Annotated in this window: 13 protein-coding genes and 1 pseudogene; all 14 read right to left on the reverse strand. The window is 47.2% G+C overall.

Annotated features, from left to right (window positions below; all coding sequences use genetic code 11):
- Positions 1–93 precede the first annotated feature (93 nt).
- Positions 94–1,077: a Gfo/Idh/MocA family protein gene (locus VSQ61_RS14530; protein ID WP_334345117.1), complete on the reverse strand. Its 984-nt coding sequence runs from the start codon at positions 1,075–1,077 to the stop codon at positions 94–96.
- 225 nt (positions 1,078–1,302) lie between these two features.
- A complete protein-coding gene (locus tag VSQ61_RS14535) occupies positions 1,303–2,352 on the reverse strand; it encodes a DUF4179 domain-containing protein (protein ID WP_334345118.1) in 1,050 nt (349 codons plus the stop codon).
- A complete protein-coding gene (locus VSQ61_RS14540) occupies positions 2,349–2,900 on the reverse strand; it encodes a sigma-70 family RNA polymerase sigma factor (RefSeq protein ID WP_334345119.1) in 552 nt (183 codons plus the stop codon). Before VSQ61_RS14540 ends, VSQ61_RS14535 begins: the two co-directional genes overlap by 4 nt.
- Before the next feature lie 647 nt (positions 2,901–3,547).
- On the reverse strand, positions 3,548–5,197 hold the full coding sequence (locus tag VSQ61_RS14550; protein ID WP_334345120.1) for an NAD(P)H-dependent oxidoreductase: 1,650 nt from the start codon (positions 5,195–5,197) through the stop codon (positions 3,548–3,550).
- Positions 5,198–5,201: 4 nt separating this feature from the next.
- Entirely contained in the window at positions 5,202–5,741 is a 540-nt protein-coding gene (locus VSQ61_RS14555; RefSeq protein ID WP_334345121.1) for a PadR family transcriptional regulator, read from the reverse strand.
- 242 nt (positions 5,742–5,983) lie between these two features.
- The gene (locus VSQ61_RS14560) at positions 5,984–7,495 is read right to left on the reverse strand and encodes a D-alanyl-D-alanine carboxypeptidase family protein (protein ID WP_334345122.1); all 1,512 of its coding nucleotides are present in this window, start codon (positions 7,493–7,495) and stop codon (positions 5,984–5,986) included.
- Positions 7,496–7,638: 143 nt separating this feature from the next.
- A complete protein-coding gene (locus tag VSQ61_RS14565) occupies positions 7,639–10,872 on the reverse strand; it encodes a hypothetical protein (RefSeq protein ID WP_334345123.1) in 3,234 nt (1,077 codons plus the stop codon).
- Between the two features lie 60 nt (positions 10,873–10,932).
- The gene (locus VSQ61_RS14570) at positions 10,933–12,645 is read right to left on the reverse strand and encodes a serine/threonine protein kinase (protein ID WP_334345124.1); all 1,713 of its coding nucleotides are present in this window, start codon (positions 12,643–12,645) and stop codon (positions 10,933–10,935) included.
- Between the two features lie 144 nt (positions 12,646–12,789).
- Complete coding sequence (locus tag VSQ61_RS14575; RefSeq protein ID WP_334345125.1) at positions 12,790–13,248, reverse strand: prepilin peptidase; 459 nt, start codon at positions 13,246–13,248, stop codon at positions 12,790–12,792.
- A 296-nt stretch (positions 13,249–13,544) separates the two neighbouring features.
- Complete coding sequence (locus VSQ61_RS14580) at positions 13,545–14,246, reverse strand: methionine ABC transporter permease (RefSeq protein WP_334345126.1); 702 nt, start codon at positions 14,244–14,246, stop codon at positions 13,545–13,547.
- Positions 14,239–15,249, reverse strand: a complete 1,011-nt coding sequence (locus VSQ61_RS14585) for a methionine ABC transporter ATP-binding protein (RefSeq protein ID WP_334345127.1) — start codon at positions 15,247–15,249, stop codon at positions 14,239–14,241. The genes VSQ61_RS14580 and VSQ61_RS14585 overlap by 8 nt, the downstream gene beginning before the upstream one ends.
- A gap of 11 nt (positions 15,250–15,260) precedes the next feature.
- On the reverse strand, positions 15,261–15,611 hold the full coding sequence (locus VSQ61_RS14590; RefSeq protein WP_502877044.1) for a MetQ/NlpA family ABC transporter substrate-binding protein: 351 nt from the start codon (positions 15,609–15,611) through the stop codon (positions 15,261–15,263).
- Between the two features lie 6 nt (positions 15,612–15,617).
- A pseudogene (locus tag VSQ61_RS14595) lies at positions 15,618–16,028 on the reverse strand (MetQ/NlpA family ABC transporter substrate-binding protein); the annotation flags it as partial.
- Positions 16,029–16,475: 447 nt separating this feature from the next.
- On the reverse strand, positions 16,476–18,704 hold the full coding sequence (locus tag VSQ61_RS14600) for an alpha-galactosidase (RefSeq protein ID WP_334345163.1): 2,229 nt from the start codon (positions 18,702–18,704) through the stop codon (positions 16,476–16,478).
- Between the last annotated feature and the right edge of the window lie 39 nt (positions 18,705–18,743).

Raw genomic sequence — 18,743 nt, forward strand, 5'->3', positions numbered from 1 at the left:
TCTATCTTATATACCTTACTCCCCTGAAAAAAATCGGTGCGCAGGCATCCATATATCCCCATCATTTGCCTAGGATTAAGAACAGGGAAAGCCTTAATATCCGATACTCTCTAAAATCCGATCAATAATACGGGCATTTGCAACAGAAAACGCTTCCGATACGGCCGGTGTCTCGCCCTCTGTGATGCAGCGTCCCAGCTGCTCCACTTCCAATCGGTAATTCTGCGGCACCTGCACGGTCTTTACCTCTTCCATTCCCTCAAAAGTTCTCACCACATAACTCAGCTCGCCCGGCGCATTAAAGCCGAACTTCACCGCCTCAATGGAGCCCTTAGTGCCGTGAATCTGGAAACGATCCAGGGCCGAATTTTTCTCTGTGGCAAGAACCAGTCCGCAGTCAAAGTTAGCACGCATGCCATTCTCATACTCCATCAAAACCGCCGTATACATGTCTACTTTTTCCTTGGAAAAGGTACTGACTGCCTGCACTCTCTCCGGTTCCTTTCCAAGCATCCGAAGAATCAGACTGCTGCAGTACACGCCCAAATCATAGGTGCTGCCGCCCAATGTTTCCCTGCGCATGCGGATATTTCCCTCCACATAATCAGAGGTAATGAGAGCGGCTTCCATATAGCGGACATCTCCGATGGTTCCTCTCTCAAGCTCCTTTTGGATCTCCGCAATATAAGGACTGTGCTGATAGGCAAATGCCTCCATTAAAAGGACGCCCTGCTCCCTGGCTGTCTCAAACATCTCCCTAGCTTCTTTTGCCGTAGGCGCCAGGGGCTTTTCACATAAAACATGTTTCTTTGCCTTTAATGCCTTGATTGTCCACTCATAGTGCATGGTATTGGGAAGGGGAATATAGACTGCCTCCACCTGGGGATCCGCAAGCAAATCCTCATAGCTTCCGTATGCCTTTTGAAAACCATATTTCTCCTTGAACGCCTCCGCCTTTTCCATGCTGCGGCCTGCAATGGCATACAGTTCGCAATTTTCTGCCTGTTTCATGCCCTCTGCCGTATCACGCTCAAATATATACGCTGTTCCTAAAACTCCCCATTTTACTGTTCTCATTGTGCAGCATCCTCCTGATTTTTATTTATCTTCATTTAAAATCTGAATCTATATGTTTCTATTCTACCATGCATATACAGCAAATGTCACGTTAAATGTAAAAGCAAATGGAAATGCCGGAACATATCCACACATGGCTGCTGTTCCGGCATTCCTGTTTTCCCGAAGAATGTATGATTCTTATGAAATTTTAATAGAGAAAGACTTTATTTGTCAAAGCTGCTGTCAGATTTCCAGTTCAAAGGGTTCCCCAATCTGTACATAATCATCGCTTATCTGCCCGTCTTCCTCCGGAAGCTCCACTACATAGAGGGTCATGGTCACGGTTCCTCCATTTGCATCCAGTCTTCCGTCATCAATAACTTCTTCATTCTGCATGTAACCGGATTTCGTATCCTGGGTTCTTACTCCGAATTCTACCTGGTTGCCTAAAGCATCCTCCGCCCTCACCATTAGAATATAGCTGGTAGGTCCGGAAAGATCGTAAGGGATTCTCTGCTCTAAGTCATTAACCGCAAGCTCTTTTAAAGTCACGGTCACACCGTCCGGAAGTTCAAAGGCTTTTCCGATCTCTGTCCGTTTTGTATCTGCTATGAGATCGGTTCCGTCTGCCGTGAATGCAAATTCCCATTTTCCCTTTACGCCGTCCTCAAAGCCAAGCTGATTAAACGCAAGGCGAAACTCATTTTCCCCGGACAGATCCACGCCGGGCGCCTCATATTCTGCTACAATTCCCAAAATCTTCTGTTCCTCATCCAGAAACCCTGAGCTTCCGCCTGCGCCGCCTGTCATGCGTTTTCCATTGATATAGAGACCTCCATCCGGTGTCAGATAATTTTCCATAGGCTGCCCGTCTTCACGCTGCAAGGTGTAATTGACCACCAGCTTTTCCTCTGAAACTACTGCTTCCTGCAGGGTGATCACATAGCCTTTATCTGTTACGGAGGTATTTACTATCTCCTTGTAATCGTCCAAATCCTCTGAAATGCCCAAGGCGCTGCTGATATTCCAGCCTATCTGCTTAATGGCTGCGTGAACCTCATCGCCAAAGGCCACGGTTCCTGCAATCAGCATCAGCGCTGCACAGGCCGCCACGGATGCCCTGCGAAAGGTATTTTTTCCGGTATGCTTTTCTTTTTTAATCTCACTTAAAACTGCATTCTTATATCTTTTCATTTCCACATCACTGGGGCATTCCGACAGGTAATCCCCGGGTGCTTTCAGCTCCGTCTTTATCTCATTTGCCAGTTTATAGGCTTCCCTGTTCATGCTCATGCCCTCTTCCTTTCTCCAAATTTGCTGCGGATTTTTTGTTTTCCCCGAAATATCCGCACATATACGTTGTCTCTGCTGATTCCCAATGCCTCTCCGGCTTCCTCCGGTTCCTCCTCGTTTAGGAAAATCCGGCGGAACAGCTCCTGGTCTTTGGGCTTTAGGCATCCTAATATCTCCTCTGTTTCCTTTGAAAGCTCCTGCTCGGTCAGCTCAAGGAAAGACGGCTCTTCCTGGGGAATCTCCATGTCCTCGATAGATACGGTCTGAAGCTCCCGCTTCATCTTCCGCAGGGTATCAATGGCTTCTAAGCGGGCCACTCCTGCTGCCCAGCCCTCGAAGCTGCCCCTGCTTTCGTCAAAGCTGTCGATGTTCTTCCAGATTCCAAGGAAAATGTCATTCATGCATTCCTCCACCCGATCCGGAGCGGTAAAGAGCCGCTTTCGCACAATAGCATTTAAAAGACCACCGTAGGTTTCGATCACGTAGAGAATTCCCTCTTCCTTTCGCTTTTTGATTAAATCTATAAAATTGTGTTCATTTGCTTTCATAAATGGTTACCTCAAAAATAATTTCCGTAAGCTTACGTGGCGCCCGGCCGCTGCGCCTTACCCCTGCAGGGTATTTGACTGGGGTTGGAAGCTTTTGCTTTCTTAACCCTTTCAACTTATACTTCGTTTTTGGAACGGGAAATCTTACAGTTTTCTCAATTTTTTTATTTTTTCCATAGAACTGCTGCTAAAAGCTCTCTCCCTAATGCATATTTTTTCCAAATAGGCTGGGCTTTGTCCAAGAAAGGATGCCTTTGGTATCGAACAAAAGGAGAATGAGCAAAATTTAATCAGCTTAACCAGCCGTTCCATCCTGCTTTGGGAAATATCTTGGGGGGTATCTTGAATGATCATGGCCGGTCCCACTGTCGCAGTCGCAGCTTCTGTCAACGGAATAATTGTCCGAAACACATCCCCCTCCACAAACTGCGGTTCCGCACCGGAATACCGCCTTGTATACTTGTATGTATTTCTCATACCAGAACCCAATTCATCCGCCAGGCCAATTTCCCGAAACACCTTGGAAATTGGCGGATTTTGGGGAAATGGTTCAAAGGCAGCAAGAAAGCTTAGTATAATCTTTTATGATGTCAAGGTATTTGGTCTGCACTTCCACCAATAGCTTTTCTTAAACTGTTGCAGTAATTTCACTTGCCTTCAGCCACTTTCGCCGGATACCATTTCTGAAACCACGCCGTAAAAACTCCCATAAAAATGGGAACCGCAGAGTTAATAAGCCCCACAAGGCCGCTTATGGGAGTGCGCATCATAAACCAGGTAAAAACGGATGTTAACAGATAAAGAATGCCCCACAGCATAGTCAGAATGCGGTTTGTCTTTAGAAAGAGCACATTTTGTAAAGCATCCTCTCCGCCATAACTGTTCATGGAATAATGAGCCGTAAGAGGCACTTGTCCTCCAGGACAGGACAAAAGCCACATAAGGCCAAAGAAAAGGTACGATAGCGGCACCATCCATTTTTCTGAGCAGCCGGCCAGCATTGCAATGGAAATGCCTGTTACCAAAACATTTGTCAAAACGTCATACACCGTCTTTTTGTTTCGATAAAAGATAAGAGGTACCAGCGCACATACGCCGATGCTCATAAGGCAGCCCCATTGCCTGTGCATTGCAGGGACTATCCATAACACAACCCAAGGAATAAGCAAAATGTTCATATTGGTGTTTTTCTGGGACTGAGCTGCTTCCTCTCCTTTGACTTGCGGATGTGAGCTGCCAAAATAGCTGTCCCATTTCAGCATCAGGGTAAAATCACCCTTTACCCTGTAAAGCCCCTGCATCATGGCCTCGTCCCCACGAATCTCCCCGGCCGCAATTGAGCGCCATACGGCTGCCGGAGTTTCAATCCTTGTAGTGGCTATTAAAGACCCATCTGTATAAACATGGCTGCCGTCCCTTCCCAACAGAATTTGGCAGCTCTCATCCACGTCCGTATAATACATTTCCAGCACAATGTCTTTGCCAGGATAGTTCTCCCTATGATAAAGCGCCGCCATCTGCCTGGTGAAAATCAATGTATCTGATTCTCTTGTTGCACCGAAGCTTTCTCTCCCTGATTCTGCGCCCTTCCTGTCGATCCCCCAGCTTGCGTCTGCGCAGGCTTCAAAGGTTTCCCTTGGAAGTAAAAGCTGGTTAAGCAGTTCCTGTGTTTCTATGGAAATGCCGCCCTTTCCATATTCCTTTCCCGCCTGCCTCACATACGAGAGATATTCATCGGTGCGTGCGGATAGCTCCGGTACCCGAAACAGCTCGCCCTGGCCGCAGAAAATGGCCGTATAATTTCCCCGTCCGCAGAGATGATCAAAAAGGCTGTACACGCCGTCATAATTTCCCTCTGCAGTATAAAACCCGCAGGTGGAGATTACGACTGTTCTTTTCCCGCTCATGTCGTATCGAGACGGATGGTTTCCATTTCCAACTTGTCCCTCCTTTTCCTCCATAAAAGGCAGAACCATGGGAAGCTGGCGATCAATCAGGCTTTTTAGAGGGCCTGGAACCGTAAAATAATACAATGGAAAACTCCATATTGTTATATCCGCCCAAAGCAGATCTTGAATGTTCTGCCCCATATCATCCTGTATGCAGCATTGCCCAGGAGTGCTGCTCCAGCAGGAAAAGCAGCCCTTGCAGGGCTTAATATCCATTCGGCTGATGAAAAGCTCCTTTGTCTGAATATCCGGAAGCTCCTGCTTCATGCCCTCTAAAAAAGCCGTTGTCAATTGGTAACTGTTGCTGCCGGCACCTTTTGGGCTGCCGTTTATCACCAGAATATTCATGGCTTTATTTCCCCTCCAATCGCCGGATACAGTCCTGTGCCCACTCTCTTTGCATCTGCATACTTCGCCGTCCGTATTCTACTGTCATCTGCCAGTAGAGAGCTTTATCCTCCTGCCCAATCATCTTGTTATAAGTATCAATATGCCGGGGAACAGCTTCCAAGCTCTTCAGAAACAGTTCACACTTTTCCTTTATTTGTTCAAAATATCGGATATTTTCATCAGCACTTCTCTCCCCAAGAAAAAAGACCTTCATCAAAACCGGCGTTTTTATTCTAAGCCCCAGATCATCATCTGCCAGCCATCGCAGCAGCTCCCTTTGGCCAAGCTCCGTGATGGAATAAATATTTTTGTCAGGTTTCCCACTCTGCGGAACAACCCTTTTGCTGACCCACTCCTTTTGTTCCAAACCTTGCAGCTCTCTGTAAATCTGACTGGTCTTTGCATCCCAGAAATAATTGAGTGAATCTCGAAAAACCTCCATGATCTCATATCCGGTCATTTCCCCATAATTGAGCAGACCCAAAATTCCATGCTTTAACATAAGATGCTCCCTCCGTATCCTGTTTCTTTTTATGTACTCATTATATTCCATAAGTGGAATATAGTCAATATGAAGCAGCACTGATGTCAAAAAGAGCCGCTGCATCAATTAAAGCTCTTTTACTTTTTTAAGTTCAGCCCCTTTTTGCTTTATGTAATGCATTTACAGTTGCTCTATTAAGACAGCAATACCGTTCAGGATTCCGGTACCTGAACGGTATTTTGTATTTAAGCTTATCTGCTTTACAAAAGCATAAAATCAAAGGCCTTCAAAAGATACTCGCTGTATCCTGCTTTCTCTACTGCCTCCGATGCCAGAATCGAAATACTTCCCAACTCCTTATCCCCTAACATGTAAGTGAGCTTTCCAATTTCCTGCCCTTCCTCCACAGGGGCGGTCAGCTCCTCAACGCAAAGCCATTTCTTCTCAATGTTTGTCAAATCCTCTCCTGTAGTGCTTAGATAGGAAAAAGTGCCGTCATATTTTCCCTGTACCTCGTCTTGTACGCCAAAGCGGACAGGAATTATCACTTCCGGCTGCTCCTGTAAATCCTGATACAGACTGCATTTGGCATAGCCATAATTTAAAAGGGCTGTGGCATCCGCAAACCGTCCCGTGGGATCCGGTGCTGCCATAATTACGGCAATCATCTCGATGCCGTCTTTCTCTGCCGTAGCGGATACACAGTACTTTGCCAGACTGGTTGAGCCAGTCTTTAAGCCGGTGGCATAGGGATATTGGCGAATCAGCTTGTTGGTATTGGTCAATCCAAACTCTTCCGTACCCCGCTTGGTGGTATGGGTGATGTTTTCCATCCAGATTGTGGAGTAGTTATGTATTTGCGGATATTTTGTAATCAATTCCCGGGACATAAGGGCAATGTCGTAGGCTGTAGTCACATGGCCGTCCACGTCTAATCCGCAGCAATTGACAAAATGGGTGTCTTTCATTCCAAGCTCTGCCGCCCGATTGTTCATCATTTCCACAAAAAGCTCCTCGGTTCCGGCTATGTGCTCGGCCATGGCTACACATGCATCATTTGCCGAAGCCACCGAAATGCACTTGATCATAGTATCCACACTCTGAGTCTCACCCTCCTCCAGAAAAACCTGAGAACCTCCCATGGAAGCCGCATAAGCGGAAGTAGTCACCGTATCCTCCAGCTTGATTTTCCCCTGGGAAACGGCATCAAAAATCAAAAGCAGGGTCATGACCTTGGTCACGCTGGCCGGCGGAAGCTTTTCATGGGCATTTTTCTCCAATACTACGGTTCCTGTGGAAGCCTCCATAAGAACTGCGGAGGGAGCGGTGATTCCGATGCTGTCCCCTGTCGTCGGTGTTGTCTCATCCCCTAAATTTGGGGAATTTTCCCCTCCGCCTTCCCCTGCGGCCTGTTCCGCCTGGGCCAGCCTTCCCAATATAGATTCCGCCACTTCCTTTCCCGGCAGCTTTTCTCCCGGTGCTGCTTTCTCCGGTAACTCATAAGCCGTGCTTTGCACCTGGGCTTCCGTTTCTGTCTCCGGTGTCTCGCTCTCCTGTCCCTGTTCCTCTGACAAGGAAGTGCTCTCCCTTGTCTGTTCCTGCGTTTCCGCCGGAGAGCTGTTCACATCATTTTCTCCCTGCGTTTCCTCTGGCTGTATGCTCTCCTGTCCCTCTGTTTCTTCCATGTCTTCTCCCCCGGATGCCTGTGCCAAAAGCGCCGGAGTATGCAGGCCAAGACATAAAACAAGGAGGAAGATACAAATTTTCTTCATAAAAATCCCCTTCTATTTTTCACGATTACTAATTGTAATGTAACAGAAGGGGAAAATATGTCTAAAAGCACCTGGATAATTCAATTTTAAAAGAAAACTCTATTTTGCTGCTCTATGCAGCTTTCTTCTTAAGACATTAAACCTCACATTCGAAGCCTTCTTCGAATCCTTCCGGCTGCTGTCAGACAGACTACTGTTAAAAGCAGCAATCCCACAGAAAATATTATGTATACAGTCTCTGGTTCATCATCCCCGGGAAACCGGAAGCGAATCTGTTCTGTCACCAAAAAGCGAATCGGTTCTGTCTCTGTCAGGTTGCCGGCCTCATCCCATGCTTTTACAGCAAAAGTCTGCCATGCCTTTGCACCGGAAACGGGACATGTAAGCATTCCATCCAACTCCTGAAGTGTCTCTCTGTCATAGGCTGCCACGCACTGTCCATTCAGATAAACCTGTGCTCCTGCAAGAGCAAAAGCATCCCGAACGTCTGCCTGTATCTCCAAGTGTTTTCCCCGAATACGTTCCCGATCTGTTACACCTGTCACCACTATACTGGGACCAGTCTTGTCTACAATAAATTCCAGGCTTTTCCCTTTTATTCGATTGGTGGAAGCGTTTTTTGCCCGATCCTCAGAATATAATGTTACCAGATAAATACCCTCTTTCTGAAAATTTTCTTTTCCAATCCGATAGCGATATGTTTTCCAGGTATCCTTTCTCCCTGCTTTTTCTACCTGATAATCCCTGCCCTCCTTAAGCTCCGCCGTCTCTCCTTCCCGGCTGCTGGTCACCCGATAGCAATCCAGAAAATCCGGATTATATTCAGTAATCACAAGCTCCGGCTCCTGGGAAACATAGCGGCTTCCTCCCCGGCCGGCCAAACGTGCCGTAGCTTCCTCCAGTTCATAGACCGATCCGAAACGGTTTACAGAGAAGAAAAGCTCCGTCTCTGTGACATTTCCTGCCAGATCACCGGCTTTCGCCTTTATACGGTACAGATCGTCATTTTCCGGAACCTGTTCAAAATCTCCCCAGAGAAGAGTAAAACCGTATTCCTCATTGCTCTGTGCCCAGGCCGGAAGCTCTCCTGTCCCATTGCTTCCTGTGAGGCTTACCCTTGTCTGCTCCGGGTCAAAATTTGCATCTGTCACCTTAAGCCTTGGAGCAGCCGTTTCCCGATTGGCCGAGCAGTCCGCCACTCCTTCGAAGACAATATCCGGAGGCGTCTGATCAATCACAAATTCCTCAGATACATACGGAACAGCCTCATTTCCGGCCAAATCTGCACAGTGAATCTCCCATTGAAACCTGCCGTCCTCACAAAAGGTAATCCCGGCTCTCCAGCTTTCTTCCTCCCACTGGCGCAGCAGCCCAGGCTCCGGACCGGAAACAGCTTCTCCTTTATGGGATGCGGCCATGGAAATTTTCAAATCCTCAGGGCAAAGATTTCGTTCTTTTACTTCCAGGACTGCACTGCGCTCCCTGGAATAATAATGATCATGAACAGCCTCTGAGTCATCCCAATGTACCTGTAAAACCGGCGGTGTCTTGTCAATAATAAAGGTATCCGTTTTCTCATAGCTTCCTCTATTTCCAGCAGAATCCTGACAGGAAAAGCTGAAGGAATACTCTCCATCCTTATCAAAAAGAAGCTCTGCTGTCCAAGTACAGTTATCACTGTGGCAAAGACTTTCAGGATCGGATGAACCGCTGCATCCTTTTCCAGCCTGGTGTGTCCAGGTTAAGGCTGCCTCTTCCATTCCTGTAAGTTCAAGCTGTACCCAATCCGGATTAAAGTTTCTCTCCTTTACTGTAATACGGGCTGTCTGATCTGCCTGATAGTACTTTTCATTTCTTACATTTTGATTCAGCCATTCCACCTTCACCTCCGGCGGTTTTGTATCTATATGAATCACTGGGATTTCTGCAAGTTCCGTAATATGGCCTGCAAAATCCGTAAGGCTTCCGGAAACGGAGATTTCGTTCTGATTATTTTCAGAAGCCGGAATGGTTAAAATGTGCTCTGCTGTTCTTTGAATCTCCTGGCCTGCTTCTTCAAATTTCAGCACAGCCTCCTGATTTCCGGCTTGAAGCTGTATCGAACGAATTCCCGAAAAGGTATCCTCCATCACAAACCGCAAACTCACATCCTCCCGGTAGAAACCGCCTCTGCCTCCTTTTGAGTCCTCCAGAAAGACTCTGGCATCAGATGTTTTTTTGTGCATCTGCTCCGATTCTATCAGCAATCCCTCTGTCTCTGTCCAGTCGTTCTGTACGGTTCCTGCCCGATCCCAGGCTTTAGCTCGAATGATTCCCCGGAAGGAAGAAGGGAGGGAAAAAACTGTATATGCTTTCATTCCCTTTTCCTCATATGCAAGCTCTCCTGCATACTCCGCCGTTCCGGTAAGCATAAAATCTTCCGGTTCTTCCTCTCCTCCTATCCCCTCACAAACATATGTAATTCCTCCCACACCACTGACGAGATCAGAGGCTTGAATTTTGACTGTCAAATCCGGCTGGCAGAAATATCCAAAGGTAACTTGATTTATTAGTTTTTCCAAAAAGGTCTGCTCTTCTGCCGTTAAGGTGATTCCATCCTGCCGGGAAAGCATGGGGGCAGTTCGATCTAAGCAAAAGTCTCCTAAGCTTACATAACCTTCCGCACTGTCCTCCGGAATATTTTCGGATTTGTCTTGTATTTGTGCTGATACATGGTAATTAGCTTCTGTTGTCAGTTGAAGCCTCAGACTGAATAAGCCAGGTTCCTCCTGTAATGTCCAGCAGCATGCTTCTTTTTGTTCTGCCAATTCTTTTAACTGGCTCCAGGTTTTTCCGTGGATTTGCTGAATCTCTGGGGTATCCAGAGGTTCTCCGGAAGCGTTAGACGCTTCCAGATAGATTCTCGTTTTCTCCGGATCCAGATTTTCTTCCTGTATCATCAATTCCATGAACAATTCTTCTCCGGTTTGGTAATAATCCTCTGATTCCAATTCATTTCCATTCCAATCTTTCCATATAATCAGAATTTCCGGTGCCGTGATATCTTCTGGTTCTTCTGGTTCCTTTGGTTCTTCCGTTTCCTTTGGTTCTTCCGTCGTCTCGGGTTCCTCTGTTCTGTCTGATTCCCTTATCTCTTTTACCTCTTCCCATTCCTGTACTGCCGCTTCCTTTGCCTGAACATTCAGACTGCTGACTTGTCCTCCCTGCAATACAAGCACACAGGCCATTATCAGAATCCAACGCCTTTTTCCAATAAGCGCAGGAATCCGAAAGCAGATAAACATTACTGCCGCCACTGCCAATAATACCATTGCCGCTATTCCGAAAAAAATCCACATGTTATGATATATCTCTAACTGTCGTTCTGCATACTCCATATTTCTCTCCTTTCCTGCACATATTTTTGTGCATAGAGGGATGCCCCTCCCTGCTGCCTTTTAATAATCCGGCAGGGAAACCCGTTCTTCATAAACTATCTGTATCTGGCGTCTGGCCTCCCGCAGCAGATAGACAAGCCTGCTTTGCATTTCTTCCAATCCAGGCTCATCCCAATTGGTGTCTGCAAAGTCATCTCTCAAATGCTCTTGAATCTCCAAAAGCTGTTCCTCCAGTTCTTCCTTCAAAATTCCTGCCTGCCGAAATTCCAAAGCTCTTCCGTGAATCTGAGAGGCCAATTCCTGATACATACGAAGAGCCGTAACAGCATTGTCAAGCTGAACCAGATTTCCGGAAGCCAGTTCTGTTAAATCCCTCCAGTAATCTTCGTAGGAAATCTTCACATCTCCTGCCCGGTTTACCTGTCCAATTTGACTGTAATAAGTCCCGATAGCGCTCAAACGCAGAGCCCGCTCCTGAAAAGTTCGGGGCAATGTCTCTGATTCTGCTGCAATATTCAGCCATTTCACAGCATAGGCTTTGCTGCCTTCTCCCTCATAGTCGTAATAATAGGCAATCCCAAGCTCATAGGCCAGATGCTCATAAGCCTCCTGATTTTCTTTTAAATGCATCTCAAAGGTTCTCCCGTCAGAAGCCCTCTCATTTAAAATCCTCCGGATTTCCTCATCCTCCTGCCTGGTAAAGGAGATAGTGCCGTTCTTTTCCGCCGTCAGAAACACCCGATTTAACAGTTCCGAATATGCTTCCCCTCTGGAGGGATTCAAACGAATCGCCTCCTCATAGGCAGCTATTTTTTCTTCCTGTCCTGCGGCCGATAGGGCCTGTTCCAGCCATGCCTGATAAGTGTCCGTTATGAGACGTTTTTCCATGTTCCATCCGTAAATCCCAATGCAGAAGCACAGAAAAGCTGCCAATACAGTACAGAAAAAAATTCCCAGCCGCCTTTTTTGTTTTCTTCGCCAGCGAATATCCATTTCCTCATAATGTTCCAGAGCATAAATAAGCTCCTGACAGCTTTGAAACCTCTCTTTTGGATCCTTCCTGGTACATTTTTCTAATATTTCCTCCAAGCCGGCAGACAGTTCAGGACGAAAGCGGCGGATTGGATAAAGCCCGTAAGGTTCCTTCCTTGGATCCTGCCCGGTCACAAGTTGATGCAGAACAGTCCCCAGGCAATAAATGTCTGTACGCACATCTGTCTGTCCGTAGCCGCCCCACTGCTCCGGCGCTGCATAACCTGGCGTACCCAGACAAATGGTATCGTCCCTGACATGAGAATCCCCGATTTCCCGTGCCGTTCCAAAATCAATCAGTTTCAGGCTTCCGTCCGGCTGAAGCATAATATTGGAAGGCTTAAGATCACGGTAAATGACAGATGGATTCTGCTGATGAAGGTAGAGCAATACTTCACAGAGCTCTCTTCCCCAGACAAGCACCTGCTTCTGGGATTGAGCTCCCTCATTGTCCAACACTTCCTGAAGCGTTCTGCCTTCAATGTAATCCATCACAATCAGAAGTCTTTCTCCTTCGTCTATTACATCCACAATAGCCGGAAGTCTGGGATGACGAAGATGTTTTAAGAGCTCTGCCTCAGCCATCAGACGCTCCCGGACCAATTCTATCCCCAGTCCCGTTTCCCTGCGCACCTCCTTGACAGCCCAGGTCTTATTAGCCTTTTCATTGATGGCCAGGTAGACTGTGCTCATACCGCCCTGACCGATTCTGGACAAAATTTTGTATTTGCCATCAATCAAAGTGCCTGTTTTCAGCAGTCCAAACCATCTCCTTTTCTATGAAATATATACAGCTTTTTCCTTTTTGCTCCCAATACCTTACGGCTTCTGCAAATATGCTTCCGGGGTATGTGTTAGGGCTGTGTCCTTGCCCTTGGGTATCCCTTAATGTATAAAAAGCCGGAACAGATAACCTGCCAGAAAAAAGGGTGCGAGAGGAAGCCTGTCCTTGCGATTTATTTTTCTGAATGCTAATAAAGCCAGACTAATACCGGCAGACAGAAACAGTCCATACAGCAGGCATACAAGGGTTTGTTCGATTCCTCCATACAATGCAACTGTTCCCAAAAGCTTTACATCCCCAAAGCCAAGTCCATGCCGGCTAAGAACGGCTAAAAGAGCAAGCCCGAGGATCAGAAATACACTTCCCGCCAGCTCTCTTCCTCCCTGTATTAATGCTCCTTTCCCTCCCAGGCCCCATTCTGCTATAAAGAATGGTATGCGTAGAATCCATCCTGTCCCTATGAGCCAGTTTGGAATACGCATCCTACTGATATCCGTCCATGCTGCCGCAAGCAGAACAAAAAATATCAGACAGCTTTTTATGGCCTCCAGGCCGATCATTTTTTGTACCTCCTTTTCTTTTTGTCTTGTTCTTTGGAATAATTAGCACAGATTTGTGCAGATTTTCGCTAAAATTTGATTTTGATCTGCTGAATCGGCAGGCATTTGCGAATACCTGTAGGGCATAGATCAAAAATGGAAAAGCTGTTATTTGAAAATATAACATCTTTTCCATTTTATGTCTACTCTTTTCGTTCGACAAATCATCAATAGCTTTGAACTTTCGTTACTGTTTACAGGAATGAACTTTATCCTCTCAGTTAATAAAACCAGTGAATATGCTGGTACTTACTTTTCTATTTCAAACGCTTATCTGATTTCACAGAAATCCGAGTGCCTGCACTCTGGAAAATCTGTACCAGAATAATCAGCAAAATTACCGCAATCAGCATTACCAAGTATTTATAGCGATAATAGCCATAGTTAATGGCTATCTTTCCAAGGCCGCCCCCGCCAATGATGCCGCTCATGGCAGAATAGCCCAGAATTGTAGTGACAGCTATGGTAAAATTAGACATAAGAGAGGGTACGCTCTCCGGAATCAGCACCTTTACAATTATCTGAAAAGGGGATGCTCCCATACTCTGAGCCATCTCAATAATATTGGGATTCACTTCACGAAGGCTGCTCTCCACCAGACGGGCCACAAAGGGAAAGGCCGCAATTACCAGCGGAACGATGGAAGCCGTGGTTCCTACTGCAGTTCCCACAATCAGCCTTGTAATGGGAAATACCATAATCATTAATATCAAGAAAGGCACAGACCTGAGTAAATTGATAAAAATATTCAGTACATGCATAACGCCTTTGGGAAGCGGCAGCACGCCGTCCTTCTCTCCCACTACCAAAAGCACGCCCAAAGGCAGGCCAAGAATAATGGCAAAGGCCGTAGCCAGCACGGTCACATAGATGGTCTCCCAAACTGCCAGAGGGATTTCATTTTGCAGAATCCAGAGGGTTTCTTCGATTACCTCCGGCGAAAACAGCTTATCAAACATGATCCGTCACCTCCTCTACCAGTACATCCTCTATGCCCCGAAGATACTCCATAGCCCTATGTACCATCTCATCGTCGCCTGTGATTCCAAGCAGCATATTTCCATAGGCCTTGTCCCCAATACTCCGGGTAGAAGCTCCTAAGATGCTTGCCGCAATCTTCTCTTCCATAGCCATCTGAGCAATCAACGGTGTCTTTGCCGCAAGAGCTCCGCTAAATACCACACGGATCCGCCGCTCTCCCGGAGTCTCTGTCATAATCTCGTCCGCACCGTCCGGGAAGACCAGACGCTTTGCCGCAGCGGATTTTGGACTGGAAAATACGGTGCTTACTACGCCCTCCTCCACTACTTCGCCGTCGTCCAAAATGGCTACATGGCTGCAAATCTCCTCCACAACGCTCATTTGATGGGTAATAATAATCACCGTTATGCCAAGACGGGCATTAATATCACGAATTAACTCCAAAATGGAATGAGTAGTCTTAGGGTCAAGGGCGCTGGTTGCCTCATCACAAAGCAGCACCTTAGGCTCTGTTGCCAGCGCCCGGGCAATGGCGATTCGCTGCTGCTGCCCGCCGGATAGCTGGGCCGGATAAGCATTGGCCTTGTCCGGTAAGCCTACCATATCCAAAAGCTCCAGCGCACGTTTTTTCGCCTCTGCCTTATCTGCTCCCGCCAGTTCCAGAGGGAAGCAGATATTTTTCAGGCAGGTTCGCTGCATGAGCAGATTAAAGCCCTGAAAAATCATGGTTACTTCCCTGCGCACTTTTCGAAGCTCCGCTTTTGACAGGCCGCCCATGTCACAGCCGTCAATGAGTACTGTACCCTCCGTGGGACGTTCCAGCATATTGATGCAGCGAACCAGCGTACTTTTTCCGGCACCGCTCATGCCGATGATTCCGTAGATATCCCCATCCCCAATGGTAAGATTTACGTTTTTCAGAGCTTCCACTTTTCCATCCGCTGTCTCAAATTCTTTGGAAAGATTCTTTATCTCTATCATAAAACCTCCGGTTATTTAATAGCATCCAGGCTGGACTGCTTTCCTCCGTAAAGGCCGATGGGCTCTACATGAACGGCAGATGCGGATACAATATGGGTTCCGTTCTCAGTATTGAAGTCATCCAGATACGGCGTATGCTGGAAATAGTTTGCGTCAACCTCTCCGCTCTCTACCACGTTGTTGGGCTGTACATAGTCGGTATACTCAATAATGTCCAGAGTAATATCTTTCTCAGCCAGGATTTCCTGAGCCACCTTCAGAATCTCTGCATGAGGTGTGGGAGAAGCTGCCACGGAAATGGTGGTTCCGGCTAAAGCCGCATAATCTACGGAAGCGTCAAAACCGTCTGTGGGCGCATCCACGGTGCTGACTACGGCACCCTCATATTTTTCGGTAATGAAATCCGCTACCTTCTGGCTTTCCAGCGCCGCTACCAGAGCTTTGACGGCATCAGAGGACTCATTTCCCTCTTTTACTGCCAGAATATTGCTGTATGCGGAGGATGACCCCTCAATAGCCAGTGCGTCTGTCATGGGATTCAAATCGGCCTCAATTGCATAGTTGGAATTGATAACCGCATAGTCTACATCCTGGAGGACATTGGGAAGCTGGGCTGCTTCTACCTCTTTGAACGTAATGTCATAGGGGTTGTCCTGAATGTCCTGAATGGTTGCGGTGATTCCTGCTCCATCCTTTAAGGTGATATATCCCTGTTCCTGTAAGAGCAGCAGAGCACGTGCCTCGTTGGTCGTGTCGTTTGGTACTGCGATTGTTAAGCCGCCGCTTTTTTTGCAGGCTGTCAGAGATACTGCAAGGGTAAGCACCAGGGCTGATGTTACAAGTGTCTTTACTAGCTTTTTCATAATGTGTTCTCCTTTTTTGGTTGGTGTTTTTGCAGCAGTAAGAGTTTTGTGAGCTGCTGCATTTTTTACATATTAAAAAGGGAAGCCTCCAACAAAGCTTCCCTTCTCAATCAAACTTGAGCTGCGGCCGCCGCCAATCAGGCCGCTCCTTACAGACAGAAAGCATGTTGGAAATCAGCATCACAAAACATGCACATGGTGTACATGTACATGGCCATAGAACACATTGCAGCGATATTGTTACTGATCCTTCTCATGGCTTTCTCCTTTTCCCAATCATTTCTGAACTGGTTTTGATTATAGTGCAATCTCTTAAAGAAGTCAATGGGTTTTCACATTTTCCTGTCATGAAACTTTAAACCTTTAAACTTCCTCTGCCTCCAAAATATATATCCTGGAATCAAAATCTGAGCAGGCAATCTCGCCGTCCGCTCCCTGTCCCGCCGTCTCATCTGTTGTAATCAATCCCGCATACATAAGCTCGTCACCATAATTATTTAAACCACTTCTGTTATTCCGATAGCAATATGCCGGATTCAGCCCCTCCAGGCGCAATCGGGTATAGTTACCGTTAACCCTGTTCAAGATCCGGTACCAGCCAACCAATGCTGTTTTCTGGTCATCACTAACCACCATCCAGGCGGCCTCATTTCCCTCAAAAGGACTTTCCAGGCGGTAAAAGGTGCCAAACTGCAGCAACTGACGATATTTCTTCATAAATGCAATCTGTTCTTTTACTTCTTCCGTTTCTTTCGCTGTGAGCTTATTCAGATCCAACTCATAGCCAAAAGTCCCAAAGCAGGCAACATTCGCCCTTGTGTGAAGCGGCGTGTTCCGAAAGACCTGATGATTGGGGGTGACGGATACATGGGCTCCCATGCTGCTGATTGGATAGCACATGGATGCGCCATACTGAATCTTCAATCGCTCTACGGCATCGCTGTCATCACTGAGCCATCCCTGGGGCGCATAGTAAAGCATTCCCGGATCAAACCGTCCGCCGCCGCTGGAGCAGGATTCAAAGAGCACATGAGGAAATTCCCAAGTGAGACGTTCATATAAATCATAAACACCCAGAATATACCGATGATAAATCTCCCCCTGCCGATCTGCAGGCCACGCTTTTGAAAAACACTCCGTAATACTCCGGTTCATGTCCCATTTAATATAGGAGACCTTTGCATTCTTAAGGATCTTTGCCATCTGTTCATAGATGGCATCCACCACTTCCTTTCTGGAAAAGTCCAATACATACTGGTATCTTCCATAGGATACCTTACGCCCCGGCGTTGCCAGAATCCAGTCCGGATGCTGCCGGTAAAGGTCCGAATCCTTGTTGACCATCTCCGGCTCAAACCAGAGACCAAACTTCATGCCAAGCTCCTCTATCCGCTCTGCCAGACCCGTGATCCCACCCGGCAGGCGTTCCCGGTTCGCTTTCCAGTCTCCCAGCCCGGCATGATCGCTGCTCCTGGCGCCAAACCATCCGTCATCCAGAACAAACAGCTCTACACCGCACTCCTTTGCCTTGGATGCGATCTCAATCAGACGCTCTTCTGTAAAATCAAAGTAAGTAGCTTCCCAGTTGTTGTTGAGAATAGGGCGTGCTTTATCACGCCAGTACCCTCTTGCCAGCCGTTTTTGATACAGCTTGTGAAAAGTCTGGCTCATGTGGTTCATTCCCTGATCCGTATAAACCAGAACAGCTTCCGGGGTCTGAAAACTCTCCCCTGCTTCCAATTTCCACTCAAAGGTTTCCGGATCGATGCCTGCCAGAATGCGCAGGGTATCATGGGCATCCACCTCTGCCTGAATCCGGAAATTACCGCTGTAAATGAGAGAAAGTCCGATAACCTCCCCCTGCCGTTCGTCCGCATGAGGACGCCTAAGTACCAGAAAAGGATTGTGCTCATGGGAGGAATTGCCCCGCATGCTTCCGATTGCCTGAATTCCCGGCTCCAGATTCCTGCAATGGATGTGACACTCTCTTGCCCAGCAGCCGGAAAGCTGCTGCCATACATAATCCCGATCCGGAAGATCCAGACAGAGGCTCATAGCCCGCCCCAACCGTATTGGCTTAACCCCCTTATGGCAGAACCGGGCGCTGCGTGTCAGAATACCGCCCTTTGTAAATATAGTATAGAGCAGCTCCAGCTCCACTCCTGTCAGCTCATCCTTTAAAGTGACAGTCAAGGTCTCGGCTTCCTGGCCGGATTCCGTATAAGTGGCCGGAAGTCCCGGAAGCTTCGGCTTTCCTTTCTCTAACCGGTGGCTTTGATACTGAAAATCCGAGATTCGGCTTCCATTTTCCTGAATTACCTCCATGGCCGGCTGGCGATAGTCCGTTGTGCCGAAAACCGGGTATTCCTGACGAATGTGTTCCAGTGAAAAGGTTCTGTCATCTTCATAGATATAGGAAGTCATGGGCCGCTTGCAGGTTTCCAGAAAATAAGAGAAATCTTCCCTGTCCCGAATCCGCTTTCCAAAATATAGCTGCCCCAGATGGCCGTTTTTCAGTACCATCATAAGATAACTGATTGTGTCATTATACAGATGAAATACTTTGCTGCTTTCATGATACACGATTCCCATTTTTTCGTAATTCCTCACTTTCTGTCGTTCCCATTGCTC

Source organism: Candidatus Merdisoma sp. JLR.KK006, assembly GCF_036941035.1.
Classification (GTDB): domain Bacteria; phylum Bacillota; class Clostridia; order Lachnospirales; family Lachnospiraceae; genus Laedolimicola.